Source organism: Kitasatospora sp. NPDC051702, assembly GCF_040681575.1.
Lineage (GTDB): Bacteria > Actinomycetota > Actinomycetes > Streptomycetales > Streptomycetaceae > Kitasatospora.
Genome location: NZ_JBFAZB010000011.1, coordinates 59,175 through 85,196, shown reverse-complemented (window position 1 = coordinate 85,196; position 26,022 = coordinate 59,175). Strand labels below are relative to the sequence as shown.

General features: G+C 73.0%; 19 protein-coding genes and 1 pseudogene. 7 read left to right on the top strand and 13 right to left on the bottom strand.

Features of this window, described 5'->3' with window-relative positions; translation table 11 throughout:
* Positions 1-2: 2 nt before the first annotated feature.
* Positions 3-2,669 (top strand): SAV_2336 N-terminal domain-related protein, encoded by a 2,667-nt coding sequence (locus tag AB0N04_RS12580; protein ID WP_360210271.1) that lies wholly within the window; start codon positions 3-5, stop codon positions 2,667-2,669.
* Between the two features lie 26 nt (positions 2,670-2,695).
* On the opposite strand, the gene AB0N04_RS12575 is transcribed toward AB0N04_RS12580, so the two are convergent.
* The gene (locus AB0N04_RS12575; protein ID WP_360210269.1) at positions 2,696-3,628 is read right to left on the bottom strand and encodes a Gfo/Idh/MocA family oxidoreductase; all 933 of its coding nucleotides are present in this window, start codon (positions 3,626-3,628) and stop codon (positions 2,696-2,698) included.
* A gap of 281 nt (positions 3,629-3,909) precedes the next feature.
* Here AB0N04_RS12575 and AB0N04_RS12570 point away from each other — a divergent pair.
* The 5 genes and pseudogenes from AB0N04_RS12570 to AB0N04_RS12550 all read left to right on the top strand — a co-directional run.
* Positions 3,910-4,005, top strand: a pseudogene (locus AB0N04_RS12570) (IS5/IS1182 family transposase); the annotation flags it as partial.
* A 14-nt stretch (positions 4,006-4,019) separates the two neighbouring features.
* Positions 4,020-4,250, top strand: coding sequence for a hypothetical protein (locus AB0N04_RS12565; RefSeq protein ID WP_360210384.1), 231 nt, complete (start codon positions 4,020-4,022; stop codon positions 4,248-4,250).
* 326 nt (positions 4,251-4,576) lie between these two features.
* Complete coding sequence (locus AB0N04_RS12560; protein WP_360210267.1) at positions 4,577-7,477, top strand: CHAT domain-containing protein; 2,901 nt, start codon at positions 4,577-4,579, stop codon at positions 7,475-7,477.
* Between the two features lie 16 nt (positions 7,478-7,493).
* Entirely contained in the window at positions 7,494-7,862 is a 369-nt protein-coding gene (locus AB0N04_RS12555) for a hypothetical protein (RefSeq protein ID WP_360210265.1), read from the top strand.
* Positions 7,863-7,915: 53 nt separating this feature from the next.
* Positions 7,916-8,206, top strand: coding sequence for a hypothetical protein (locus AB0N04_RS12550; RefSeq protein WP_360210263.1), 291 nt, complete (start codon positions 7,916-7,918; stop codon positions 8,204-8,206).
* 80 nt (positions 8,207-8,286) lie between these two features.
* On the opposite strand, the gene AB0N04_RS12545 is transcribed toward AB0N04_RS12550, so the two are convergent.
* From AB0N04_RS12545 to AB0N04_RS12530, 4 genes are all read right to left on the bottom strand, one after another.
* Positions 8,287-8,937: a cysteine hydrolase gene (locus AB0N04_RS12545; RefSeq protein WP_360210261.1), complete on the bottom strand. Its 651-nt coding sequence runs from the start codon at positions 8,935-8,937 to the stop codon at positions 8,287-8,289.
* A gap of 160 nt (positions 8,938-9,097) precedes the next feature.
* Entirely contained in the window at positions 9,098-9,700 is a 603-nt protein-coding gene (locus tag AB0N04_RS12540; RefSeq protein WP_360210260.1) for a TetR family transcriptional regulator, read from the bottom strand.
* A gap of 78 nt (positions 9,701-9,778) precedes the next feature.
* Entirely contained in the window at positions 9,779-11,722 is a 1,944-nt protein-coding gene (locus AB0N04_RS12535; RefSeq protein ID WP_360210258.1) for a PAS domain S-box protein, read from the bottom strand.
* Between the two features lie 275 nt (positions 11,723-11,997).
* Positions 11,998-12,903 (bottom strand): oxidoreductase, encoded by a 906-nt coding sequence (locus AB0N04_RS12530; RefSeq protein WP_360210256.1) that lies wholly within the window; start codon positions 12,901-12,903, stop codon positions 11,998-12,000.
* A gap of 183 nt (positions 12,904-13,086) precedes the next feature.
* Between AB0N04_RS12530 and AB0N04_RS12525 the strand changes: the two genes are divergently transcribed.
* Positions 13,087-15,390, top strand: coding sequence for a DUF2156 domain-containing protein (locus AB0N04_RS12525; protein ID WP_363364160.1), 2,304 nt, complete (start codon positions 13,087-13,089; stop codon positions 15,388-15,390).
* 47 nt (positions 15,391-15,437) lie between these two features.
* Here AB0N04_RS12525 and AB0N04_RS12520 read toward each other — a convergent pair whose 3' ends face one another.
* The 8 genes from AB0N04_RS12520 to AB0N04_RS12485 all read right to left on the bottom strand — a co-directional run bounded on the left by AB0N04_RS12520 (position 15,438) and on the right by AB0N04_RS12485 (position 25,965).
* Entirely contained in the window at positions 15,438-16,376 is a 939-nt protein-coding gene (locus tag AB0N04_RS12520; protein WP_360210252.1) for a hydroxyacid dehydrogenase, read from the bottom strand.
* Positions 16,377-16,397: 21 nt separating this feature from the next.
* Positions 16,398-17,420, bottom strand: a complete 1,023-nt coding sequence (sbnB, locus tag AB0N04_RS12515) for a 2,3-diaminopropionate biosynthesis protein SbnB (RefSeq protein WP_360210250.1) — start codon at positions 17,418-17,420, stop codon at positions 16,398-16,400.
* Positions 17,421-17,505: 85 nt separating this feature from the next.
* Positions 17,506-18,738 (bottom strand): ATP-grasp domain-containing protein, encoded by a 1,233-nt coding sequence (locus AB0N04_RS12510; RefSeq protein WP_360210248.1) that lies wholly within the window; start codon positions 18,736-18,738, stop codon positions 17,506-17,508.
* The gene (locus AB0N04_RS12505) at positions 18,735-20,051 is read right to left on the bottom strand and encodes an MFS transporter (protein ID WP_360210246.1); all 1,317 of its coding nucleotides are present in this window, start codon (positions 20,049-20,051) and stop codon (positions 18,735-18,737) included. Before AB0N04_RS12505 ends, AB0N04_RS12510 begins: the two co-directional genes overlap by 4 nt.
* Positions 20,048-21,076: a dipeptide epimerase gene (locus AB0N04_RS12500; RefSeq protein WP_360210244.1), complete on the bottom strand. Its 1,029-nt coding sequence runs from the start codon at positions 21,074-21,076 to the stop codon at positions 20,048-20,050. The genes AB0N04_RS12505 and AB0N04_RS12500 overlap by 4 nt, the downstream gene beginning before the upstream one ends.
* 76 nt (positions 21,077-21,152) lie before the next feature.
* Positions 21,153-22,481, bottom strand: a complete 1,329-nt coding sequence (locus AB0N04_RS12495) for an ATP-grasp domain-containing protein (RefSeq protein ID WP_360210242.1) — start codon at positions 22,479-22,481, stop codon at positions 21,153-21,155.
* Entirely contained in the window at positions 22,481-23,656 is a 1,176-nt protein-coding gene (locus AB0N04_RS12490; RefSeq protein WP_360210240.1) for a hypothetical protein, read from the bottom strand. Before AB0N04_RS12490 ends, AB0N04_RS12495 begins: the two co-directional genes overlap by 1 nt.
* 50 nt (positions 23,657-23,706) lie before the next feature.
* Positions 23,707-25,965, bottom strand: a complete 2,259-nt coding sequence (locus AB0N04_RS12485) for a pyridoxal-phosphate dependent enzyme (protein WP_360210238.1) — start codon at positions 25,963-25,965, stop codon at positions 23,707-23,709.
* Between the last annotated feature and the right edge of the window lie 57 nt (positions 25,966-26,022).

Genomic DNA, 26,022 nt, shown 5'->3' with positions numbered 1-26,022 from the left:
TCGTGATCGACGGTCTGCTCCGGGCGCTCCGGGCGGCGGGGGCCGAGGCCGGCCCCGAGGAGCTGGCCGACGTCCTCTGGCTCGCCACGATGATCGACGGCACCGTGACCGGCCTCCCGGACGCCGCCCCCGGCGGCGCCGCCGCCACCGCGACGGACGAGCCGCGGCACCGGGGCCGGGAGCGGACCGCGGCGCCCGCCGGACTCCTCTACCGCGACGATCCGGAGAACCGGGCCCGTACCGGGGTGGAGCTCGCCGGCGAGTCGGTCCTGGTCCGCCGGGCCCCCGCGCTGGACGACGCCCTCGGCGTGATGCGGGCCCTGCGACCGCTCGCCCGCGGGACGGTCCACTCGGGCCGGCCCGACCTCGACGAGCCGGCCACCGTCGACGCCACCGTCGAACGGCGGGTGCCGACGCCCGTCCTGCGCCCGGCCCGGGAGCGGTGGCTGGACCTCGCCGTCGTCGTGGACGGCCACCCCACCATGGTGCTCTGGCACGACGTGGTGACCGAACTCGTCCGGGCCTTCCGGCAGACCGGGGTCTTCCGCACCGTCCGCACCTGGCACCTCGGCGGAACCGGCGCCGACGGGGCACCGACCGTCGCCCGGACACCCGGCGGCCCGCCGAGCAGCCCCGCCCTCGTCACGGACCCCTCCGGACGCCGACTGATCCTGGTCCTCTCCGACCTGACGGGCCCGGGCTGGACCGGTCCCGGCCTGGCCGCGGTGCTGAGCCGCTGGGCGGCCGGCGGCCCGGTCGCGATCGTGGACGTCCTGCCCCGCCGGCTCTGGGACCGCGGCGCCGTCCGCCCCGAGGGCCGCCTCGTCCGCACCCCCCGCCCGGGCGCCCCCAACCGCACCTGGCAGAAGGCCGAACAGGGCCGCCGCCGGGTCACCGGCCGCCGGACCGGGCCGGACGACCGGGTGCCCGTCCCCGTCGTCTCCCCGACGCCGTCCTCCGTCGCGGCACTGGCCTCGCTCGTCGCCGGCAGCGGCCGGTGGACCCGGACCGCCTGCCTGCTCGTCGGGCGGCCGGACGGCACCACCGACCCCGCGCCCCCGCCCGGGGACCGGTGGCCGCCCACCGCGGACGACGCGCTGCGGCGCTTCGACTCCGCGGCCTCCCCCGTCGCCCGGCAGCTGGCCGGCTACCTGGCCGCCGTACCCCTCACCCTGCCCGTGATGACCCTGGTGCGGCGGGCCATGCTCCCGGGCTCCGACCACGGGCACCTGGCCGAGGTGGCACTCGGCGGCCTCTTCCTCCCCTGGGCCGACCTGCCGCCCGGCACCGACCTGACCGGGTACGCGTTCCGGTTCCGCCCCGGCGTCCGGGAGGCCCTCATCGGCGGCCAGAGCCGCCAGGACATCACGGCGGTGCAGGAGCTGGTCCGGCGGGAGGTGTCGGCGTACCTCGACCGGTCCCCCGTCGTGGTGGGCGAGTTCCCCGCCGTCGAGGTCCGCCCGGACGCCCCGGAGCCGGATCCCGTCGACCCCGAGGCCACCGGGACCCGCCAGGTGGACCCGGAGGACACCGGGACCCGCCCCGTCGACCCCGACGAGCTCCCGTTCGGGCAGACGACGCCCGCGAGCGCGGCGGCCGGGGGAGATGTCGACGATCCCGCAGAGATGCTCATCCTCGCGCTCGACATCCGCGGCTTGGGCGGGATGGAGGCGACCCGGCAGGTGTCGGCTCACCGGACGACCGCCTCGATCACCGACCAGGTGCTCACGACGCTCGGAGTCCCCCTCGACGAGCTGATCATCGAAAACACCGGCGACGGCTTCATCATCCTGCTGACCGGCGACCTCCCGCCCGGTCGGCTCGTGGCGGGAGTCGTCGAGGGCTTCGACAGCATCCTCGCCAGCCACAACCGGCGCTCACCCCGGCACTTCCTCTCCCTCCGCCTGGCCGTCCACGTCGGTGCGGTCACGCTCTCCTCGTCGGGCATGAGCGGCGAGGGCCTGATCACCGCCGCCCGGATCCTCGATCAGGTCGGCCGGCCGGCCGTGCACGGCGCCGAACCACGGGCGTTCGAATTCGGGCTCTCGGAGGACGCGTTCGTCGAGGCGGCGGCCGATCACAGGTCCCGTCGGTCCTTCGGTCAGCTCCGATCGGTGCCGTTCACCACCAAGCACGGAGAGGACCTCCTCCTCTGGACGCTCCCGCCGCCGCGGGCCACGAACGACCCGGAGCCCCCGAAGACGTTCACCGAGCTCCTGGACAGGCTCGACGAGCTGCCGCTGATCGAGTTCACCGGAGACCGGCGCGCCACCGAGGCCCTCGACCGCACCGGCCGATCCCTGAAGCCGGTCCGGACCGGCTGGGACGGCCTGGTGGCCCTTCAGGAGTACGCCGAGGAAGCCGTCCGCGGCCGGGTGCCCGGCGACTTCACCTGGTGGTGCGAGCACACCCCGCCCGGCAGTCAGGCCTTCCCCCCGGGGAAGGTGGCCCGTGCCGACCGGCGCATCACCATGGGCGTCTCCGAGAAGACCTACCTCGGCAGGCTGCTCCCCCTCCCCCGGGACGTCCTCCCGGAGGGCCACGCGCCGATGGCCCACCTCAGGCTCGGTACCGGGGCGAACGGCTTCCGGATCTACTTCTACGACGACTGCTCGGGATCCGGGCGCATCTACATCGGCTACATCGGCCCCCACCTGACGCAGCGCTGAGCCGACCCTGACCGCACACCTCCCCGTCAGGCCGCCTCGATGCAGGCCACGACGTGCTCGCACAGCTCGTGGGTGCGCAGCGCGTCGTGGGCGTCGAGGGTCTTGCCGGTGCGGACGGCGTCCAGGAAGGCGAGGACGACCTGCTCGATGCCGCGCTGGCGGGCCACCGGGACCCAGTCGCCGCGGCGGCGGACGGTGGGCTGGCCGCGGTGGTCGACCACCTCGGCGAGGTTGTGGACCTCGCGCAGGGAGTCGCCGCCGGAGACCTCCAGGACCTCCTCTGTGGAGCCGGAGCGGCGGTTCATGATGCCGAGCGCGGTGAAGCCGTCCCCGGCGAGGGTGAGGACGACGTGGTCGACCAGGCCGTCGCGCACGCGGGAGCGGACGTCGACGTGCTCGATCTCGCCGGGGAGGAGGAAGCGCAGGGTGTCGACGACGTGGATGAAGTCGTCGAAGACGAGCGTACGGGCGGCCTCCGGGAGGCCCTCGCGGTTCTTCCGCAGCACGATCAGGTCGCGCGGGCGCTCCAGGGCCTGGGAGTAGCCGGGCGCGTGGCGCCGGTTGAAGCCGACCATCAGCGAGCGGCCCGTCCGGTCGGCGAGGTCGACCAGCCGGCGGGCGCCGTCGAGGGTGTAGTCGAGCGGCTTGTCGACGTAGACGTCGACGCCGGCCGTGAGCAGCTGCTCGACGATCGGCACGTGCTGGTCGGTGGCGGCGTGCACGAAGGCGGCCCGGATCCCGCTGCCGATCAGCTCGTCCAGACCGGTGAACCGCGCCTGCGCCGGCACTCGGTACTCGTCACCGATCCGGTCCAGCTTCGCGCCGTCCCGGGTCATCAACCGCAGGTCCAGCCCCGGCAGCCTGCCCAGCACCGGCAGGTACGCCTTCTGCGCGATGTCACCGAGCCCGATGACCCCGATCGGAAGGAGGCCGTCGTCGGGGGCGGGGCTCGAAGTCATCGCATTCTCCACGGGTACGGGCCGACAGCATCGCCCCCACCCTATTCACCGGGCCCGGCACCCCACCAACCCACCGCCCCGCTCCGCTGCGGCAGGACGGCGAGAAGCCGTCGGCCTACCGAGAGCGACCAGCGCGCTCCTACCGGGCAGGCCCGCCCTGCAGCCGCACCCACTCCCCGGTGGCGAAAACGTGCCCCGCCAGAAGATCACCCGGCCGAGTCTACGGCCTCGAACTCGAGTTGCTCGACATGTCGCGGGTGATCGTCGACTCGGTGCACGTCCGCGCGAAAAGGGGTGACCACACCGGTCCCAGCCCCGTCGACCGGGGCAAACCCGGCTCCAAGGTGCACGTCCTGTCTGACCGTGGCGGCCCGCCCCCCCCGTCGTCGGCATCTCCGCCGGCAACGTCCACGACCAGCACGGTCTGATGCCGCTGGTCCAAGCCCTCCAAATGAAACACGTCCCGGAACGGGGCCGGCACTACCGCCCCCGCAAGGTCCGCGCAGTCAAAGCCTATGACAGCCCCGAACTGCGGAGATGGCTCCGCAGGCAGCAGATCCTGCCCCGGATCGCCGCAAGGGCGTCGAGTCGAGCCAGACCCTGGGCCGCCCCCGTTGGGTGATCAAGCGGATCATGGCCTGGCTCACCGGCTACCGCCGCATCGCCCGCCGCTACGAACGCGACCACCTACGCTACCCGGCCTTCTGTGACCTCGCCGCCGTCAATCACCTGCCACAGACGACTGCCGAAGATCACCACATAGGACAAGGCCTTAGCCCCTCGAGTTGCCGCTGAGCTGCCGGGAAGGATCTGGATTGTTGTGGCACATGTGGATAGCCTGAGAAGGTAAGAATTGCGGTGAAACCTCCGATGGCCGATCCCCTCCCACGGTCGCGATCGGTCCAGATTCACCGACCTTCCACGGATACACATGTAAGTGCGCATACTATGCATGCGGATCAATTACTTCGAGATCTTTCGGAAGTCGCCCAGGGTTTTACTGAGGCAGGCAACCGGGGTGCGGAAGCTGCGGCGCGATTCGAGCTGGGCGGACTCCTGCTCCAGCTGGGGCGCGGTAGTGCCGCATTCGAACAGCTCAGCCGTGCGGCCGAGATTCTGGAGCAGGAAGGGCTCGCATCCCCTGCAGCCCAAGCACTTCTCGGCTGCGGGCACGCGCTGACCATCGGGGACCGGCACGAGGACAGCCTCTGGTGGTTCGACCGGGCCATCAGACGATTCTCCTCGTGCGGAGACAAGTTCGGCGCGCTCGAAGCCTCCGCGGCCAAGCTCGAGGTCTTGGCCGACATCGGCCAATGGACTGGAACCGAACTCAGCGATGGGCTCATTGCCGCAACCGAGGACACAGTCAGCCCACAGCTGCTGAAGCTCCGGCTCGTGGCGCTTCGGTACCAGACGCAGGAAAGGCTGGCGGCGGGGGATCCCACGGGAGCCGTCGATCCGGCGCGGCGGGCCGCAGCCGTCGTCGGACAGTTGGGCGACCGGGACACCGAGGCGACCTTCAGGCTTGCTCTCGCGCACAATCTTCGGATTCTGCGCGAGTTCGGCGAAGCCGCCCACGAGTACGACATCGCGCTCACCCTGGCCCGTAGCCTTCCGGCCTCCGAAGACCTCGCACGACAGGCCCTGGACGGACTGCGCGTCACTCTCGGCGGCTGTGCGGACAGGTTCCTCGAGATCGCGAACGAGTACGCGGATGCCGGAGACACCCGCATGGAGGCGCAGTGCCGGTATCAGCGGGCCCGGAGTCTTGGCCAGAACGCCGACGAGAGCGCCGTGCGGTCCGGAGGTTTGACTGCCCTGCTCGACCTGCGGATCGAACGCGCGAGGGAGTACGAGCGCGCGGCCGGGCTGTTCGAGGCCGTCGGCCAGGTGGGCGAGGCAGGGCGGTCCAGGTACCAGGCCGCGTACGAGTACAGCCTCCTCGGCTTGGCGCGTCCGGAGTACCGCGAGACGTGCTATTCGACGTGCCTGAAAGCCGTTGAGGATCTCGAAGCCGCCGGCGACTGGTGGGGGGCCGGCATGGCGGAATTCGTGGCGGGACAGGTACTACGGCCGCAGAGGCCCGGCGGCGCACCGGATCCGCGCCGCCTCCCCCTGCTCCGTCGGGCGGCGGAGTCCTTCACTCATGCAGACCGCCCCGTAGAGGCGGCGGCAGCCAGCTTCGGGCTGGCGGTCACGCTGGCACAGGCCGGCGGCGACGAGTGGATGTACACGGCCGTCGAGGCCCTGAAGAGGTACGAGCAGGCTCGGCCTAGCCTGCGAGCGCCTAGTGAGCGCGAGATCAACGACCGGACCGTCGTGGCCGACGGTGCTCGCATCCTCGCCGGCAAGGCGATCAGATCGGCTGCGTCCGTGAGTGACCGCCGGGTGTGGGACGAGCTGGTCTGGCTGCTCAGCGAGGCTCCGAAGGCGCGCTCGTTCCAGGACCAGCACCTTCAGGACGAGACCTGGACCTCCGTCGCGGCGGACGACGTCACGCTGTCGGAGCTGATGACGCGCCGGCAGAACCTGACACGGGAACGCGACGATCTCGAGCTGGTGATCGCCGGAGCACTGATCGGAGGGCACTTCTCCAGTCGGCTGCCAGCGATGGAGGAGGAACTGCAGCTGCAGCAGGACGGCCTGAACGCGCTCGACCACCAGGTCGCCGATCGGTTCCAACGCCTCTACCACGACGAGCCGGAGCGGGTTGAGCTGCTCAGTTCACCTCCCGTGGGCCCCGATGAGCTCCAGGCGCTCCTGACCCCGGGGGAGGCCTACCTCAGTTACCGGTGGCACGACGGAACTCCCCTGCGCTCCACCGTGACCCGCACCGGCGTGACCGTCGAGGTCGCGGCAGGCATCACCACGGCTGCCGTCGATGCGGCCGTGGCTGCCGGCCGCGAGGGCGACGATCTGCACGGCAGAGGGTTTCCCCCCACAGAGCAGTTGATCGGTCCGCTCACGGACAGGATCGACACACTGATCATCTCCCCCGATTCCCTCCTCATCGGCCTTCCGTGGCACCTGCTGCCCGCCCCCGCTCCCTCCGCGCCCGACCGCACGCTCGGCGAGCGCTACACCGTGTCGGTCGTTCCGGCAGCCGGCGTCCTGCGCCATCTGCGCACCCACGCCCCGTACGCGATGCAGGTCGAGCGGAAGGCCGCCTACCTCGGCGTGGCGTGCAACGGAGGGGACTACAAACCCCTCGGCCTCGTCGACCGGGAAGTGGAGATCACCAGGCGCGATTTCTTCTCCGACGAGCCCGGGTCCGCCTGCTTCGTGACCGCGCACTGTGAACAGTTCCTGACTGGCGGCTGCGACGTCGGCCTCCTCCATCTGGCATGCCATGCCGAGCCCCACGGACTACTGCTCTCCCTAGACGGCACCTGGACCCGGCCCACGGACCTGCTCAGCGTTCCCGGACGCAGGTTCGGCGCTGACGTCGTCCTCCTGACCGGATGCAGCACGGGCGACTTCTCCCAGAGGGAGAACAACGAGTTCCTCGGAGTCGTCCGCCAGCTCATCGTCGCGACCGGGGCCCGGGCCGCCGTCGTCAGTCTGGCCCCCGTTCCGGACGAAGCCGGCCTGCTCTTCGCAGACCTCTTCGTTTCCGCTCTCTGCGGGACGGGCCCGAACCGTCCGTGGCCGGCACCCGACCGGCCGCTCACGGTCGGTCCGGCGGTCGCCTGGGCGCAACAGACGATGCGTCGCAGGGTGCGCGAGCGCGACGTCGAAGCCCTCATCCCGGGGAGCGATGAGGCGTACCCGACGGACCCCGCCTGGTGGTCCCCCTGGTTCGTCGTGGGCGACCCGAAGGCGAAAACGACCGGGCGGCGGTCCGCCTGAGCGATGAGGAAGAACGATGAGCTACCGACTCAAGGTGAAACTCTCGGATACGCAAGCCGCGGAGCGCCTCAAAGCCGCCATCGAGAAGGATGCCGGCGCGGCGGGCGACACGCGCGCGCCCGTATCCGATAACGGCGTGGGCCTGAGCGCGTCGAAGATCGAACACAGAGGCGACGGCGTCCAGTTGTTGACCATAGCACTGACGATACCGGCGGGAATCACCGTCAATATCGCCTCCGAATGGATCAAGAGATACCTCGACCGCAATAACGCCGACCGTTCAATAAGATCGGCAGATATCCTCCAGACCGATGAAATAATCGACGCCGATGGTCACACCAACAACGTCATGAATAGGCACCCCGTCGAGCTGGATCGGGGCTGATCCGCAACGATGGGAAACGTTCCCACAACCTCGGCCGTTGGGAGATTTTTCAGATGTCCATAGAATGGATCGACGACACCATGATCGCATTCCGCCGATTTCTCTCCACGCCGGACTGGGGGCAGGCCCGCCAGGTCGTCAGGGAGAACGAGAACGAGCTGTTGAAGCCGATGGCCTTCGAGGTCCTGGCGATGACCGAGGACGATCCCCAGATCTGGTTCGGCGGGAGCGTTCCCGACGAGAAGGCGAGGCAGGCCGTGCACACTCATCTGGCCGTCCTGAACAGCTGCAGGGAGTCGGGGATCGATCAGACCTTTGCCCGCCTCGTCGATCCCGCCCCATGACGAGGGCCGTCCGCCCGACCGGAGCGCCCCAGGAGGCCGCACCCGCGACCCTGCCGGCGGGGACCGCTTAGTCGGGCGTCTCACCGGCAGGGGCCGGCGACCGGGGTGCCGAGGTGTGCGGCGAAGGCGGCGGCGTCGGTCTCGGCGCCGAAGTGGTGGATCACGTGGGCGCGGACGTGGTCCTGCTGGACGCGGGTGAAGGCCGCGCACGCGTCGTGGATGACGTGGGCGCCGTAGCCGCGGTCGTGGGCTTCGCGCAGGGTCGACTCCACGCACACGTGGGTGGCGAAGCCCGCCAGGTAGAGGTCGGTGACGCCGAGGCGGCGCAGGATCAGGTCGAGGTCGGAGGATCCGGCGAAGGCGCTGGCGCCCGCGCGGCCGCGCACCACCGGCTCACCGGGAGCCGGGTGGAAGCCGTCGGCGAACTCCACGCCGGGGCTGCCCTGGATCCAGGTGCCGGCCGCGGGGATCGCCGCGCGCAGGCCGAGGCGCGCCGGGGTCCAGCTCTGCAGCTCCGGCGCGCCGGGGGCGAGGAGGAGCGGCACGTGCACGACGGGCACGCCGTGCGCACGGGCGGCGGCCAGCGCGGCGGCGGCGCCGCGCACCGCGGTGTCGAGCAGGTCGCGGTCCTCGACGAGGTGGTTGAGGCGGCCGTGCTCGGGGTCGAGCCACTCGCGCTGGAACTCGATGAGGACGAGGGCGGCGTTCGGGCGTGCGGACGTGACCGTCATGGTCGGGCTCCTTGCACAGAAATCTCCAACTGACGAGTTGGAGATTAGCGCGAACGCGACCCGTTTCCAACCAGTCAGTTGGAATCGGGTCGCGAGGGATCGAAGCGCGCGGGACCGGCGCGCGAGACGGGGCGTGCAGGATCAGAGCCCTGCAGCGGGATCAGAGCGCGAGCCGGCGCACCATGTCCACGACGGCGGCCCGCCGGCCGGCCGGGTCCTCGTCGGCCGTCCGGCCGGTGATCATCCGGACCAGCTGCGGCGCGGTGAACTGCCAGCCGGCCAGCGCCACGACGGCGTACAGCAGCTCCTCGGGCGGCAGCGGGGCACCCGCGGATCGCGCCCCCTCCCCGCGCGCACGGGAGACGGCGGCGACCTTCTCGGCGTAGTGGGCGGCCCGCAGCTCCTCACCCGCGACCGGCGAGGCGGCGTCGCCGCACAGGGCCTCCCACTGCAGCAGGCGCAGCAGGTGCGGATGGGCGAGGTGGTAGTCGAACACCCGCCCCGCGTACTCCGGCAGGTCCGGCGCCCGGCCGGTCGCCTCGTCCTCCATCGGCACCGCCGCCGCGAGCTGCTCCAACTCGCGCTGGACGACGGCGGCGAAGAGCTGCCGCTTGCCGCCGAAGTAGGGGTAGATCCGTTCCTTGTTGATCCCGGCCGCGGCCGCGATGCGATCGATCCGCGCGCCCTCGGGCCCGTACGCGGCGAACTCGTCCACGGCGGCGTCGAGCAGCAGCGCCTTCGTCCTAGCGGTGTCCCATGCCATGCGGCCAGGATACGGAGCACCCAACCGGCCGGTTGGAATCGGGAGGTCCGGCCCGGCTCGCGCTAGGTCCGCGGCGCCCTAGCCGTTCGGCGGCGTGTCCGTCGGGGTCTGGGAGAGGGTGAACCAGGTCGTCTTGCCCTCGACGGCGGGGCGCACGCCCCAGCTGTCGGCGAGGGCGTTGACCAGGAACAGGCCGCGGCCGGACTCGGCGTCCTTCTCGGCCAGCCGGGGGTGCGGCACCTGCGGGCTGCGGTCGGCGATCTCCACGGCGAGTTCGCAGGTGTGCCGGTAGAGGCTCAGCCGGACGGGGCCCTCGGCGTGCTGGACGGCGTTGGCCACCAGCTCGGAGGTGAGGAGTTGGGCGTCCGCGGCCCGGTCGGACCCGCCCCAGGAGGCGATCACCTTGCCGACGAAGGACCGGGCCTCGGGCACGGAGGCGGTGATGGCCGGCAGGTCGATCGCGGCGGAGGCGAGGGGCGCCCTCGGCAGCCGGGCCAACAGCAGGGTGACGTCGTCGTCGTGCTGGGCGGCGTCCGGGAGCACGAGGCCGAGGACGTGGTCGGCGGCGGCCTCCAGGTCGTCGCCGCCGGTGAGGGCGCCGCCCAGGATCGCGGTCAGGTCGGTCAGGCGCTGCTCGATGTCGCTTCCGGGGGTCTCGATCAGGCCGTCGGTGTAGAGGGCGAGCGTGGTGCCGGGCGGCAGGACGACGGAGTTCTGCTGGTGCGGCACGCCGCCGACGCCGAGCGGGGCGCTCACGGGGGCGTCCAGCCCCCGGACCGGTTCGCCGGGGGCGGTGACCAGCACGGGCAGGTGGCCGGCCGAACAGACCGTCACCTCCCGGGTGTCCGGGGCGATGACGAGGTAGCAGCAGGTGACGATCTGGTCGGGGACGTCCAGGCCGGCGACGAAGGTGTCCAGGGCCTGCATCAGCCGCCACGGCTCCAGCCCGACCGCGGCCAGCGCGTGGGCGGCGGAGCGCAGTTGGCCCATGACGGCGGCCGCCTCAAGGCCGCGGCCCATCACGTCACCGATCATGATCCCCACCCGGCCGGCGCCGAGCGGGATGAGGTCGAACCAGTCGCCGCCCACGCCGGCGCCCTGGGTGGCGGGCCGGTACCGGTGGGCGGTGGCGAGGCCGGGGATGGCGGGGGGCGTGCCCATCAGGCTGCGCTGGAGGGTGAGCGCGATGTGCCGCTGCTGTTCGTAGAGCGCGGTGAGTTCGGCCTCCACCCGCTTGAGGTCGCTGATGTCGCGGATGATGGCGCACGCACCGGTGACGAGGCCGTCGGCGCTGCGGGTGGGCCAGAGCGTGACGTCGACGTCCAGCAGCCGGCCCAGCCGGGTGGCCCGCAGGGTGCCGAAGTGCTCGGCCTTCTCCCCGCCGCGCAGCCGGTCGAGGACGGCACCGACCTCGTCGCGCCGGTTCGGCGGCGCCAGCAGGCTGACGTGGCAGCCGACGGCCTCGGCGGACGTGTACCCGTAGAGCCGGTGGGCGGCGGCGTTCCAGTAGGTGATGTCGCCGTCGAGGGTGATGGCGAGGATGGCGTCCTGGGAGGACTCGACCAGCCCGGCCAGTTCGTTGATCCGCTGCTCCGCGGCCTTCCGTTCGCTGACGTCGCGGACGGCGGCGGAGACCAGCGGGCCGTCGACGGTCTCCAGCGGGCTGAGGCTGATCTCGACGGGGAACTCGGTGCCGTCCTTGCGCAGTCCGTGCAGTTCCAACCCGGCGCCCATGGGCCTCAGTTGGCGGTTGGCGGCGTAGTGCTCGCGGTGCCGGACGTGGTGCGCGTGGAACCGGCCGGGCACCAGCAGTTCGACCGGCCGCCCGAGGAGCTCCTCGCGCCGGTAGCCGAACAGCGCCTCCGTCTGGGCGTTGACGAGCCTGATCGTCCCGGTGTCGTCGACGATGACCATGGCGTCGGGCGCGGCCTCCAGCAGCCCCCGGCACCGTTCCTCGGCGATCTCCGATGTGCCCCTGCCGGTTCTGGCCGGATCGTCCGCCGTCCCGCCCGCCTGTGTCATGCCGACCTCAGCTGCCTCAGTGGTGGTGGTAATTTCGGGCAATCCCACCGCACTTCCGGCTGTTTCGAGACAGGGTGTCGCGTACTGGCACCGAATCGTCCGAACCTGTGCGCACGGTGTCGGAACCCGACCGATCCGGGCAGGAGGTGGCGTTCCGGCCACCGGCGTCACCGGTCAGCGGAACCTCCCCAAGCCCGCCGTGCCCGGCAGCGACGGCGGGCAGAACGACTGAGCGGCCGGTCGGCGACCCGCGAGGCCGGGGGCGTGCACCCCGGTCAGCGACCCGCGAGGTCGGGGAAGTGCACACCGGTGAGCTCCTCCGAGACGTCCCACAGCCGGCGGGCCGCGGCGTCGTCGAGGGCGCGCGGGCTGAGCCGGGCCGGGGCCGGGTAGCCGCGCAGCTCGCCGCGCCCGTCGGGGCCGGTGTAGCTGGCGCCGGGCAGCGGCTGGGTGGCCGCGTACAGGGAGGGCAGCGCACCCTGCTGCTCGGACTGGGCGATCACGCGGTTGGCGATCGCCATCATCAGGCGCTGTCCGGAACCGGCGGCACCGCTCTGGAGGTTGGTGGCGGCGTAGCCGGGGTGGGCGGCGTGCGCGGTCACCGGGGATCCGGCCGCGGTGAGCCGCCGCTGGAGCTCGCGGGTGAACAGCAGGTTGGCCAGCTTGGACTGCTGGTAAGCCCGCCAGGGGCGGTAGGAGTTCCGGGAGTCGAGGTCGTCGAAGTCGATGTCGACCCCCGGCCTGCGGTGCGCGTTGGAGGCCACGGTGACGACGCGTCCGGTGATGTGCGGCAGCAGCAGGTTGGTCAGGGCGAACGGGCCGAGGTGGTTGGTCCCGAACTGCATCTCGAAGCCGTCGACGGTGCGGGCCTCGGGGATCGCCATGACGCCGGCGTTGTTCACCAGGACGTCGAGCGGGCCCTGCCAGCCGGCGGCGAACGCGCGCACCGAGGAGAGGTCCGCGAGGTCGAGCCGCCGCACCTCGGTGCTCCCGGGCAGGGTCCGGGCGAGCGCCTCGCCCCGGCCGGTGTCCCGGACGGCCAGCACCACGTGGGCGCCCGCCGCGGCGAGTTCCCGTGCGGTGACGGCGCCGATTCCGCTGGTGGCGCCGGTGACGGCGATCGTGCGGCCGGTCTGCGGAGGGAGGTCCGCGGCGGTCCAGGCCCGGGGGCGTGTGCTCATGTCGCCAGGCTGCCACCCCACCCCGATGTTGTCAATGACAACATCGGAGTGGCGGGCCCACCGGCACCCGGGAGCCGCCGCCCGGCCCCGGCCACCGAATCCCCATAGACTGGCCGGGAGGTTCCGGGGCCCTCCCCGAGCGGGGCCCGGACCGGACCGGCCCCGCCGTTGCGGAGGTGCGAGGTGCCCGGAGAGACGAAACCGCAGCGGGTCCGTGCCGCCCGCACCGCCGCGGCCGCCACGGTCCGGCGGTTCCCCTTCACCGTCGCCGTGTGCGCGGTGATCCTGGTGACCGGACTGACGGTCGGCGGCCTGTGGCACTCGGTGTCCGACCGCTCCTGGTACCCGGACGTGGCCTACGGACTGCCGTCGTTCGAGGCGGGCCGCTGGTGGACCCCGGTGACCGGCGCCGTACTGTGCGCCACCCCCGTCGACTACCTGCTGGTACTGCTCGGGGCGGCGCTGCTGGTCGGGCTGGCGGAGTCGCGGCTCGGCACGCGGTGGGCCGCGGCGGTCACCGTCGCCGGCCAGCTCGGCGCCGTCCTGCTGGCCGCGCTGCTCCTGCTGGTGCTGCGCCGGACCGGCTGGTCCTGGGCCGTCGAGCAGTCGCACGCCCTGGACGTCGGCCTCTCGGCGGGTGCGCTGTGCGCCGGGGCGGTGGTGTCGGCGGCCCTGGCCTCGCCGTGGCGCCAGCGACTGCGCCTGGGCCTGATCGCCTACGTCGGGGTGTGGCTGCTCTACGTCGGCGGTCTGGTCGAGCTGGAGCACGCGCTCGCCGTCGCCGGCGGCCTGCTGGCCACGCACTGGCTGAGGGTGCCCGGCGCGCATCCGACCTCCGGGCACCTCAGCCGCCGGGAGTGGCGGCTGCTGGCGGTGGCCGGCCTGGTGCTGATCGCGACGATCCTGGTGGTGGTCCGGCTGTCGCCGAGCCGCGGCCCGCTCGGCGACACCGCGGGGCAGGGCGGATCGGCCTGGAACGTCCTGATCTCGGTGGCCCTGATCGCACTGCTGGTCAACGGGCTGCGCCAGGGGCGCCGGCTCTCCTGGCAGTGGACGGTGCTGCTCTGTCTGGTCAACGCCCTGCTGGGCCTGGTCGTGGCCGTGGTGTACGTGATCGGGAAGATCCTCGGCGAGCAGGTGACCGTCACCGGTGCGGCCGTCTTCGTCCCCACCGCCGTGTTGTGGACGGCGGAGCTGCTGGTCCTGCTCGTCGGCCGGGAGGCGTTCCAGGCGCGGCGGCCGCACCGCTGGCTGCCGCACCGTTCCGGGGCCGGCCGCACCGCGGCGGGCGGCACCGCGGCGGGCGGCTCCCCCGGCGCCGGCCGGCCGGCCCCCGCGGCGGAGGCCGCTCCGCAGGAGCAGGCCGCGGACCTGCTGATGCGCCGGGGCGGCGGCAACCTGTCCTGGATGACCACCTGGCCGGACAACTCCTACTTCTTCACCCGGGGCGGCGGCCCGTCCGGGAACGGACCGCCCCGGGACGTCCCGTCCTGGACCGGCCCCGCCGGGGGCGCGTCCCCCGGGAACGCACCCGCCGGGGGCGCCCCGGCCGGGACCGACGGCGACGGTGAGGGGTACATCGCCTACCGGACGCACGCGGGCGTGGCGGTGGCGCTCGGCGACCCGGTCGGCGCCGCGCCGGGCCGGGCCGCGACGATCACCGGCTTCGCCGAGATGTGCGACCGCGCGGGCCTGGTGCCCTGCCTGTTCTCGGCCGGCGAGGAGACCGCGGCCGTCACCGACCGCCTGGGCTGGCGGGCCGCCCAGGTGGCCGAGGACACCGTGATCGAGCTGCCGGACCTGGAGTTCCGCGGCAAGGCCTGGCAGGACGTGCGCACCGCGCTCAACCGGGCCCGGAAGGAGGGCGTCGAGTTCCGCCTGGTCGCCCTGGCCGACCAGCCCCGGCAGATCCAGTCCCAGGTCCGGGGGATCTCCGAGGAGTGGGTCGGCGACAAGGGCCTGCCGGAGATGGGCTTCACCCTCGGCGGGGTGGAGGAGGCGCTGGACCCCCGGATGCGGGTCGGCCTCGCGATGGACGCCGACGACCACATCCACGGCGTGACGTCCTGGATGCCCGTGTACGGGGAGGACGCCTCGCCGCGCGGTTGGACGCTGGACATGATGCGCCGCCGGGACGGCTTCCGCCCGGTCGTCGAGTTCATGATCGCCTCCAGCTGCCTGGCCCTGCGCGAGGACGGCGCCCGCTTCCTCTCGCTGTCCGGCGCTCCGCTGGCCCGCACCGGCACCGCCGACAGCCCCACCGTCCTGGACCGGATCCTCGACCAGCTGGGCGGCGCCATGGAGCCCTACTACGGCTTCCGCTCCCTGCACGCCTTCAAGGCGAAGTTCCAGCCCCGCTACGAGCCGATGTACCTGCTCTACCGCGACGAGGCGGACCTGCCCCGGATCGGCCTGTCCCTGCTGCGCTGCTACCTCCCCTCGGCCTCGGTGCGCGACCTGCTCAAGGTGCCCGCGCACCGGGCCTGATCCCGCAACGAGCCCGAGCCCGCACCGGGGCCCGCGGCTCGCCGCGGTCAGCGGCCGGCGGCTCCTGGCCCGCCGGACAGGGCCGCGCGGACGGCGCGGACGGCGTCCTGGCCGGCCCGCAGTTGCGCCTCCCTCGTCCCGGCCCCGATGTGGGGGGTGGCCAGCACGGTGTCGAGGCCCACCAGGGGCGAGCCGAGCGGCGGTTCGATCTCGAAGACGTCCAGGGCGGCGCCCGCGATCCGCTGCTCCTTGAGGGCCAGGGCGAGCGCGGCCTCGTCGACGATGCCGCCGCGCGAGGTGTTCACCACCAGCAACCCGGGCTTGGCCAGGCGCAGTTCGGCGTCGCCGACGATGCCCACCGTCTCCGGGGTACGCGGCAGGTGGACGGTGAGGACGTCGGCGTTGCGCATCAGCTCGTCCAGCGGGACGGCGTGCGCGCCGTGTTCGGCGGCGGCCTCGGCGCTCACGTAGGGGTCGTGGCACTCGATCCGCATGTCGAAGGCGGCCAGCCGGCGGGCCACCAGGCGGCCGATCCGGCCGAACCCGAGGATGCCGACGGTCTTGCCGGCGAGTTCGGTCCCGCCGAACGCGGCCCGCTGCCACTCGCCGGCCCGGACCGAGGCGGTCGCCGCCGGGATCCGGCGCAGCGAGGCGATGATCAGGCCGACGACGAGCTCGGCCACGCTGGTGGTGTTGGACTCCGGCGCGTTGGCGACGGCCACGCCGGCCGCGGCCGCGGCCGCGGTGTCGACGTTGTCGAGCCCGACTCCCGCCCGGGCGACGATCCGCAGCCGGGGTGCGGCCTCGATCACCTCCCGGTCGACCCGGGTGGCGCTGCGGATGATCAGGGCGTCGGCGGCCGGGACGGCCGCGAGCAGGGCAGCGCGGTCCGCCCCGACGCAGTGCCGGACGTCGAACCCGGGGCCCAGCCCGGCGACGGTCTCGGCGGGCAGGGGGTCGGCGATGAGGACGACGGGCTGGTCCACGGTGTTCGGTTCTCCGATCGGTCAGGCGTGGCGGGCGAGGTCGTGGAAGAAGTTCTCGACCGGGGCGACGAGGCCGCGCTGCCGGGCCTCGCGGTACACGGTGCTGCCGACCGCGAGGTCGAGGACGCCGAGGCCGAACGGGGAGAACACCAGTGGCCGGTCGGTGCCCGGCCGGACCTTGCCGGTCAGCACGTCGTACAGCGTGCCGTCGATGAACTCGCGGTTGCCGGTGCGCTGTTCGGCCAGGTGCGGGGAGGTGTCGGCCTTCAGGCAGTGCTCGACGTCGTCCACGATGTTGGTGGAGCCGAGGATGATCTCGGGCGACAGGTCGCGCAGCGAGATGTGCAGCACTGTGGGGTTGTGCGCGAACCAGGAGAGCTCCTGGACGTGCGGGGTGCCGGCCGTGGTGGCGAAGACGACCAGGTCGGAGCTGCGGATCGCCTCCTCGGCGGTCGGGACGACGACGATCTCCGCGGTACGGCCCTGGCCGGCCAGGTAGGACCGGAAGCCCTCGGCGTAGCGCTCGTCGGTGTCGAAGATGCTGATCCGGTCGAACTCGAACCCGGTGCCGTTCAGGTACTTCTCGATGTACCGGGCGATCAGGCCGGTGCCGAAGAAGGTCACGGTGCGGGGGCGGGTGCGTCCGGCGTGCAGCTCCGCGGCGGCCAGCGCGGCCGAGGCGGCGGTGCGGGTCGCGGAGATGATGGAGCTCTCCAGGCAGGCGAACGGGTAGCCGGTCTCGTGGTCGTTGAGGATGAGCACGGCGGAGGCGCGCGGCAGGCCGGTGGTGATGTTGCCGGGGAAGCTGGAGATCCACTTGATGCCGTCGACGCCGAAGTCGCCGCCGAGCGAGGCCGGGAGGGCGATGATCCGGGAGTCGGGCCGGTCGGGGAAGCGCAGGAAGTAGCTCGGCGGGTTGACGCTCTGCTGCTCGCCGTGGGCGACGTAGGCACGGCGCACCAGGTCGACGATCGCCTGCGGGTCGTCGAGGACCTCGTTGACGACGTCGCCGCCGATGACGGAGAACTGCGGTGCTGAGGACATGGGTTGCTCCTTGGGGATGCGGGGAAATCGGGGGGTAGGGGTGGGGCGGACGGGATCCGGCCCGGGGGCGCGGCTCACCGGCCGGTCATGCGATGTCCACCCGGAGGGCGCCGACGACCTCGTCGGCGATCGCGTTGACCTCGGCGGCGCTGGACGCGGCCAGCATCACGAAGCCGAGCCGGGTCGCGTTGTCCAGCGCGCTCTCGACCTCGTCGCCCGGGGCGACGAACCAGGTGCTGCCGATCACCGCGGGAGAGTCCGGCACCTCGCCGATCCGCGTGACGGTGCCGGCGCGGTCGGGGGCCAGGAAGCGGATCGCCGCGGCCCCGGAGCGCTCGCCGACGACGGTGGGCTCCTCGCCCAGCGCGACCTGGACGTAGGCGCGGGCCTCGCTGACGCCGGTGGCGTGGCGGACCAGCTTGAGGATGTGGTCGCCCGGCGGCCGGGCCCCGACCTCGATGACCTTGGCTCCGCCGCCGGGCAGGAGCTTGAGTTCCGCGTGGGCGACGCCGTTGCGGAATCCGAGCGCGACGAGCGCCCGTTCGGCGGCGCCGACGAGGGCGCCGCGGGAGGTCTCGTCGAGGTCGGCCGGTGTGGTGTGTCCGGTCTCGGCGCGGGTGGCACCGGTGGTGGTGAACTTCTCGGTGACGGCGAGGTGGTGGAACCGCCCTTCGAAGACGATCGTCTCGACGCTGAACTCCCGCCCCTCGACGTACTCCTGGATGACCACGGTGGTTTCGAGGGCGATGCGGTGCGGGATCTCGTACGGCTGGCTCCGGGCCAGCCGGAAGGCCTCGGCGAGGCCGTCGGCGGCCGCGACGACGGTGACGCCCACCGATCCGGCGTTCTCCGCGGGCTTCACCACCAGCGGGAAGGCGAGCCCCAGGTCGGCGATGCGGTCGAGCACGGTGTCGAGCGAGTCGACCACCAGGGTGCGGGGTGCGGGCACGCCGCCCGCCTCGAAGGCGAGGCTCATCAGGCGCTTGTTGCGGCAGGCGTCGGCGAGTGCCGGGTCGTTGCCGGGCAGCCCGGCTTCGGCCGCCACCCTGGTCGCGACCGGCGAGAGGAACTCCCAGCCGCAGATGACGCCCGAGACGCCGTTGTCGGCGCAGTAGCCGGCCAGCTGGGCGACGGCCGCGTCCGGCGCCGAGAAGTCCGTCAGCACCACGCCCGCGATCTTCGCCACCAGCTCGGGCCGGTACTTCTCGTAGAGGTCCTCGTGCGTCGCGACGTGGACCTCCGCACCGTGTTCCCGGGCGGCGTCGATGAGGTCCTCACCCGCCACTCCGTTGCCTTCGATCAGCAGCAGCCTCTTCATGGTCGGCCTTCCTTCGGGGTTCGGGCGGGGAGCGGGGGGACGCGCGGGTCGAGACCGATCAGGGCCGCCGGCACCAGCAGGTTGAGGGCCACCAGGCACACCCAGGGCCACACCGGCCCGCGGGCCATCAGGGTGGAGAACAGGACGGGAGCCGTGGCTCCGCCGAGGCTCCAGGACGACTGGATCAGGGCCAGGTACCGCCCGCGGAGCCGCTCCGGCGCCACGGCCACGGCGGCGTCCGCCATGAGCGGGGACTGCAGCATCTCCGCCAGCGTGTAGACCAGGACGGCCAGCAGGAGGCCGGGCAGCACCGCCCCTTCGGGCGCGGCGACCAGGGCGCCGCAGACGCCGAACGCCAGGGCGTACAGCAGCGCGGCGCAGCCGATCACCCGGGTCCGCGCGAAGCGCTCGGCCCATCCCGTCACGGCGGTCTGCAGCACGGTGATGCCGACGGTGTTGCAGGTCAGCAGCAGACCCGCCGTCCAGGCGGACTGGTGCAGCGCCTCGACGAGGAAGACGGCGAGGAGCACGTTCAGGACCAGCGCGGCGAGCACGAAGACCAGGTTGACCGCCACCAGGCGCAGGAAGCGCCCGTCCCGGAGGACCGTCAGGTAGCCGCCCGTCGCGGCCGGCTCGCAGACCGGCTCGCTGACCGGGTCGGTGACCGGCTCGGCCGGCCGCTCGCCCCGCGGGGGCCGCCAGGTGGCGATGAGGGCCGCCGAGGCCAGGAAGCTGGCGATGTTCGCCACCACCAGCCACCGTACGGAGCCGACCCCGCCGAGCCCGACGGCGAAGGCCGACACGGCTCCGCCCAGGCCGATCCCCGCGTTGCGCAGCGCCCGGACCAGGCCGAACCAGCGGGTGCGCTCGCCCGGTCCGGCCGCCAGTGCGACGAGCGAACCGCTGCAGGTCCAGTAGGTGTTGATGCCGGTCTGGACGACGAGGCCGGCCGCGACGACCTGCCAGAACGAGTGCGCGGCCAGGCACCCGGCGAAGCCGAGCGCCGAGACGCAGTTCCCGAGCACCGCCACGCGGCGCGGGTCGAAGGTGTCCACCAGCGTGCCGACCAGGGCCGGCACCGGGAGGGCGAGGACGTGCGTCAGGGTCAGCGCCAGGCCCACCCGGCCCAGGGGGAGGCCGGTCCGGTCCAGGAAGTAGAGCACCTCGAAGGCCAGGAACAGCCCGTTCCCCGTGCTGTCCGCGGCCGCGGCGGCGAGCAGCCGGCCGTGCCCGGCGATCGACGGCAGGCCCCAGCGGCCCGGGCGGCCGGCGGCGGCCCCGGCGGCGGGGGCGCCCCCGGCGGTTCGGGTCAACGCGGCGTCCCGTCGCCGAGCCAGGTGACGCCGGTGCCGTTCTCCCGCGGAAGGACGGGGCGCCCGAGCTCCACCCGGACGCCCCGGGCGACGTCACGGTCCAGCAGGAGCGCGCCGTCCAGGTCGACGTGGTCGAGCAGGGGCAGCAGTTGGGCGATGGCGGAGATGCCGACGGTCGATTCGACCATGCAGCCGGCCATGACCGTGAGGCCGCACTCGCGCGCCTTCGCGATCATCCGGCGGGCGGGCGTCAGTCCGCCGCACTTGGTCAGCTTGATGTTCACCCCGTGGAAGGCCCCGGCGCAGCGCTCGACGTCGTCCTCGGTGAGGCAGCTCTCGTCCGCGATCACCGGGAGTTCGGACTCCCGGTGGACCCGGCGCTGGTCCTCCCACCGGCCGACCGGGAGCGGCTGTTCGATGAACTCCACTCCCAGAGGGCCGAGTTGTGCCGCGTTCCGGATGGCCTGGTCGGCCGTCCAGCCGGTGTTGGCGTCGACCCGGAAGACCGCGTCGGAGTGGCGGCGCAGGGCTCGGACCACCTCGATGTCGTCGGGCGTCCCGAGCTTGATCTTGTAGATCGGCCAGCCGGAGAACTCCTCCATCTTGGCGATCATGCGCTCGACGGTGTCGATGCCTATCGAGTAGTCACTGGTCGGGAGCCGGTCCGCGGTCAGTCCCCAGAGGCGCCAGACCGGCTCGCCGAGGCGCTTGCCCCACAGGTCGTGGGCGGCCTGGTCCAGGGCGCAGAGCGAGAAGCTGTTGCCGAGCAGCTTCGACATCCGGTCCCAGAAGTCCGCCGGATCGTCGATCCGGTCCGCCTCGATCACCCGCCGGGCCCGCTCCAGCGGCTCCCGCACCTCGGCCAGCGACAACCCGAAGAAGGTGAAGCCGGCGGCCTCCCCGAAGCCGCGGTGCTCGCCGTCCCGCAGTTCGACGATCAGGCTCTGCTGCACGGCGACGGTGGCGTGCACGGTGCCGAACGGATGCCGCAGCGGCAGGTCCACCTCGTGCAGTACCAGTTCCATTGCTCCTCCTTGTCGTTGCCCGGACGGGCCGCCCACGCGGGCGGCCCGTCCGTCGATGCGCCGGTCCGTCGGTCCGTCAGGTGGAGCGGACGGTCGCCGCGATCCAGGACCGCAGCTCGGCCTCCTCCTCCGGCGAGTCCGCCGTGAAGATCACGTGGCCCAGCCGGCAGCGGAGGTCGCGGGCCGGGGGGACGGGGGTACCGGGCTGGTAGTACGTCCGCAGTTCGACCACCCGGGGGTGCCGTTCCACCTCCTCCAGGCCGTCGGCCCGGTGGAAGACCTCCAGGCCGGGCTCGGTGAGGAAGTGCACCCCGGCGTAGCGCGCGACGGGCTGCCCGGTGGCGTCGGCCGGCTCCCGGTCGAGGCCGGCGTGCGCGGCGACGACGATGTGCCGCATCGACACGCCGGTGGCGAGGTGGATGAGTTCGGCGATCCGGTCGCCGGCGAGCCGGGCGCCGACCTCGATCAGGACGGGCCCGTCCGCGGTGATCCGCACCTCGGCGTGGAAGAGGCCCAGGTTGATGCCGAGGGCGGTGACGGCGTCCGCCGTGTAGGCGACGACCGCGGCCCGGGCGGCGGTCGCGAGGTCCGCCTGGACGACGTGGCCGAGTTCGACGAAGTACGGCTCGGCGCCGAGCAGTTTACGGGTCACCGAGACGACGGTGACCTCGCCGCGGTGGACGTACCCCTCGACCGAGTACTCCGGCCCGTCGAGGTACTCCTCCAGCATGGCCCGGCCGTCCTCCGGCTGGTCGAAGACGTACTGGGCGTCCTCGGCGATCGCCCGGTAGGCGGCGCGCAGCTGCTCGTCGTCGTCGACCCGGCTGACCTGGATGCTGCCGGATCCGGCGGCCGGCTTGAGGACGCAGGGGTAGCCCACCGCGGCGGCCGCGCCCGCGAGTTCGGCGGCGTCGGACACCGGCGCGTAGCGCGGGATGCGCAGTCCGGCCTTCTCCAGGATCGCCCGCATCCTGGTCTTGTCCCGGACGGCCTCCGCGGTGTCCAGCGGAAGGCCGGGCAGGCCGAGCAGGTGGGCGATCCGGGCGGCCGCGTCGGTGTAGAACTCCGAGCCGGAGATGACGCCGCTCAGCGGCGACCGCGCGTGCTCCCGGGCGGCGGCCTCGGCGAGCGCCTCGGGGTCGTTGGTGTCCACGGCGACGAGCAGGTCGACGTCCTGGCGGGCCGCCTCGGGGACCACCCGGTCACCGGCGTCGTGCGAGAACACCAGGGTGGCGAGGCCGAGTTCGCGGGCGGTGGCGAGCAGGGTCAGCCCGGAGGACATCGGTTCGAGCACCAGCAGCCGCCCCGCGGGGGCGGGCTCGGGCCGTGCGTGGGCGTCGTGCATGGGGTGGTCCTCCGGCTGGTCGGTGCGGGGCATCAGGGCGATGAGCTGTCGCAGGCTCATCAGGCGGCTCGGGCGGGCGGTTCGGCGGGGGCCAGCGGGGACTCGCTGATGCCGTGCAGCACGTGCCGGATCGCTCCGGCGAGGGTCAGCTCGCGCTTCTCCATCCGGCTCTCGTGGGCGTCGTCGATGTGCGTCTGCCGGTGCCAGAAGGCCAGGTGCCAGGCGTGGTCGGCGGGGACGACGTGGTGCAGGTCGTGCGCCGGCAGGTCGGAGGCGAGGACGCCGAAGCGGGCCGGGGTCTGGACGAGGGCCGTGCGGAGCAGCCAGCGCCCCCACTGGCCGAGCCGCCGCAGGGCGGGCGCGTCGCGTTCGGGCAGCGGCTCCAGGCAGAACCGGCCCCAGGTGCGGGCCACGTAGTCGGCGCGGCTGGCGGGCGGCCCGTCGAAGGCCAGGTAGGGGTGCTCGGAGATGGTCTGGAACAGCGCCGACCAGTGGAACAGCACGAACCACGGGATGACGAACGCGGCGGTGAACTCGGCCCCGTCCATCAGGACGCCGAGGGCGACCAGCAGGGCGACCCAGACCGTCGAGGCGATCCGCCTGGTCCAGGTGGCGGTGACGAAGTTCGTCCGGACGCGGTAGAGCAGCGAGGGCAGGTGGAGCCGGGGCGACAGCGGCATCCAGCGCAGCCGCGCGCGCATCTCCTCGACCGGGGTGCCGGGGCGGAAACCCAGGTAGACGAGGTAGCCGGCGTCGGGGTCGGTGAGCGTGGTGAAGACCTTGCGGCTGTGGTGCTTGCGGACGTGGTCCTCGAAGATGTCCTCGTAGTTGGAGGTCAGCGCGACGGCGCTGGAGACCACCTGGACCACCTTGTCCACGTGCCGGTTGCCCGAGACCTCCTTGTGCACCGCGTGGTGGCTCCAGGTGATCTGGAGCTTGCGCACGGCGTTGACGGTCGTCAGCCAGGTGAGCGGCAGCACGGCGAGGGAGGCCCAGCCGAGCAGCCGCACCGCGTACGCGCTGCCGAGGACGGCGAGGGCCAGCTGGAGGAGCGTCAGGAACCAGTTGACGATCGGCGGGGTGACCCACCACGGCGGCCGCTGCCCGGCCGCGGCCTTGCCGGAGAACAGCGTGATGAGCTGCTGGGTCCAGCCGGGGAACCGCTCCGCGTAGTCCTGGCGGATCTGCTCCATGGAGGCCGAGACGGTGCGGGGGGACGGGGACTGCGGCGGCATGGCGCTCCTCCTTTCTCTCGGGCGGTGGTGGTCGGGGTCCGTCGGCGCGGTCATGCGGGGCCGAGTTCGACGGTCAGGGCCCGCTCGGCCTCGTCCAGGCTCTTCACGACGGCCTCCGGGGTGGCGCCCTCGGCGATCACGTAGCCCAGCCGGTCGTAGGCGTTGCGCGGCGGGCGGACGGCCCGCCCGGGGGCGGCGGTGAGCACGATCCGGCGGACGCCGGGGACGCGCTCGCCCTCCGCGACGCCGCCGATCCCGGTGAGGACGCCCTCGCGGTCCGCGGCCAGGAACCGGATGCCGGCGAAGCCCTCCCGCTCGCCGGCGAGTTCGACGGGCCGGCCGCAGGCGGCGCGCAGCTGCTGCTCCAGCAGGTCGACGCCGGTGGCGAGCCGGATCAGTTCGGGGATCATGCCGCCGGCCAGCCGGGCGTTGACCTCGACGATCAGCGGACCGCGGGCGGAGAGCCGCACCTCCGTGTGGGTGGCACCGAGTTCGACGCCCAGCGCGGTCAGCGCGGTGCCGACCGTCCCGCGCAGCGCCGCCGCGTCCGCGTCGGCGAGCGGGGCCGGGAAGAGGTGCCGGCGCTCGACGAAGTACGGCCCGTCCGAGACGGTCTTGGCGGTGATGCCGACGCAGACCTGCCGGCCGCCCTCGCCGAACATCTCGACGCTGTACTCGGGCCCCTCGACGAACTCCTCCAGCAGGGCGGTGCGCGCGGTGGGCAGGCCCCGCACGTTCAGCTCCACGGAGAGCACGTGCTCGACGTGGGCCAGGACCTGCTCCCGGGTGTGGCAGAGCAGGACGTCGTTGGAGCCGGAGTCGTCGGCCGGCTTGACCACGCAGGGCAGCCCGACCCGCTCCACCGCCGCGTCGGCCTGCGCCACCGTCCGGACGGCCGCGAACCGCGGCTGGTCCACGCCGGCGGCGTCCAGCAGCTCGCGCACCCGGGCCTTGTTCCGGGTGTCGGCCATCGCCTGGACGGGGTTGCCCGGCAGCCCCAGCCAGTCGGCCAGCCGGGCGACCACGGGGACGTAGAAGTCGCTGGTGGTGGTGATCCCCGCGAGCTCCTGGCGGGCGAACCGCTCGCCGATCACCTCGCGCAGGGCGCGCTCGGTCGAGGTGTCGCACACCACGATCTCGCAGCCGCTCTCCTCGGCCCCGGCGTAGCGCTCCGGGGTGTCCGTCAGCAGGACGGGTTCCAGGCCGAGCCGGCGGGTCAGGTCGAGGGCGAGCACGCCGGTGCCCGAGGTGTTCGCCTCGACGAAGAGCAGCCGGCGCGGGGGCCGGACCGCGCCGTGCTGCGCGGCGTAGGACCAGGTGGCGACCTCGGCGCCGGCGGCGACCTCGGCCGGGGTGTCCGCGGCGGGCATCGCGCCGAGTGCGTGCCGCTCCCAGTACCCGTCGTCGTAGACGTTGTCCGCGTAGCGGTCCCCGCGGTCGGGGAAGATGCCGACGATCCGGGCGCCCGGGGCGGCGCGGCGGGCGACGTCCTTGAGCACCCGGTACACCGAGCCGGCCGTGTTCCCGGCGAACAGCCCCTGTTCCAGGGCGAGTTCACGGGTCGACTGGAAGGCCTCGCGGTCGTTGAGCCAGTGCACCTCGTCGATCAGGGTGCGGTCCAGGTTCGCCGGGACGAGGCTGTTGCCCAGCCCGCCCTGGAGCCGGGTCGGGCGGTCCGGCTGGTCGAAGAGCACGCTGCCCACGCAGTCCACGCCGACGACCCGCAGGTCCGGGAGCGCGCGGCGGAGCATCCGGGCCGTCCCGGACAGCGATCCCCCGCTGCCGACGGCGGCCACCAGGACGTCGATGTGGCCGAGGTCGGCCAGCAGTTCGTCGGCGAGCGCGCGGTAGGCGGCGGGATTGTCCGGGTTGCTGTACTGGCGCGGCCAGAAGGCGCCCGGGAGGTCGCGGATCAGCTCGGCGAGCCGTTCCAGCCGGGCGCTCTGCCAGCCCGCGCCGCTCATCGCCTCCACGACGTGCACCCGGCACCCCAGGCCGCGGAGCTTGGCGAGGGTGATCGGGTCGATCCGCGGGTCGGTGACGATGTGCACGGGGTGGCCCAGGTGCGCGCCGACCAGGGCGAGGCCGAGGGCCATCGTGCCGGAGGAGCTCTCGATGATGGGCGCCCCCTCGGCCAGCGCGCCGGTGCGGCGGGCCTCCAGGACGGCCTGCCGGGCGACCCGGTCCTTCATCCCGTAGAGGTTCTGCAGCTCCAGCTTCCCGTAGACCTCGACCGGGGCGGCCGGGTCCAAGGCGAGTCTGACCAGCGGGGTGTGTCCGATGGCGTCGACGACGCTCTCGTAACGCATGATCACATCCGGTTCGGAGAGGGGTGGGCGGAGAGAGGTGGGCGGCGAGGGGGCCGC